The organism is Calidifontibacillus erzurumensis (assembly GCF_013303125.1).
Classification (GTDB): Bacteria; Bacillota; Bacilli; order Bacillales; family Bacillaceae_J; genus Calidifontibacillus; species Calidifontibacillus erzurumensis.
In genome coordinates, this window is record NZ_JABTTE010000065.1 from 1 (window position 1) to 917 (window position 917).

A 917-nucleotide genomic window follows, 5' to 3' on the forward strand; every position below is an offset into this window, starting at 1 on the left:
GGGTTTGCTGAATAAACAAAAAACGTTGATACAACAAGGGTTTTCGGCGTGTTTGTCGAATTATAAGTGTAAGGATTTTCGCTAAAACCGTAAAAAAACCTTGCACTTGGAGGTTGTAACATGTATCGAGAAACGGAAAAACAACTGACATTTTCGGATGATTTTTTTCTGCCGTTTGGCGGGAAGTTAAATAAAAATAATCGCTGGGTTATTCTAGCTGATATGATTCCATGGTGGAAAGCTGAAGAAAAATACAGTCAAGCATTTAAAGATTCCAACAAAGGTGAGCAGGCATTTTCTATAAGAGTAGCTCTTGGCTCTTTGATTATCAAAGAACGCCTAGGTTTAAGTGATCGCGAAACGGTTCATCAGATTACAGAAAACCCTTATCTACAGTACTTTATTGGTCTTCCAAGCTTTCAAGAAGAAGCTCCATTTCATCATTCTATGATGACCCATTTTCGGAAGAGACTCGGTTCAGATATCATCAATGAAGTGAATGAATGGATTGTCATGGAAGAACAAAAAAATGAAAAAGACGATGACGGCGATGATCACCCGACTCCGCCTGCTTCCCCATGCCCAAAATCCGAAGAAAATGTCAATCAAAGTGATACAGACGCTTACGACACAAGTGCAAACAAAGGGAAGTTATTGTTAGACGCAACATGTGCTCCAGCTGATATTGCCTATCCAACTGACCTTGATCTTTTAAACGAAGCTCGGGAAAAATTAGAACACATCATTGATGTTTTGCATGAACCATTGAAAGGAGACAAACGGAAGCCACGGACTTATCGCCAAAGAGCGAGAAAAGATTATTTGGCTGTCTCAAAGCAAAGAAAAGTCAGTGGCAAAAAGTTGCGTAAAGCAATAGGCAAACAGCTGGATTATATCAAAAGAGACCTTAACAGCTG

The 917-nt window shown here is 39.5% G+C and carries 1 protein-coding gene; it reads left to right on the forward strand.

Annotated elements, in window-relative coordinates; all coding sequences use genetic code 11:
- Nucleotides 1-120: 120 nt before the first annotated feature.
- The coding region (locus tag HR057_RS16795; RefSeq protein WP_173732649.1) for a transposase at nucleotides 121-917 on the forward strand (797 nt) is incomplete at its 3' end.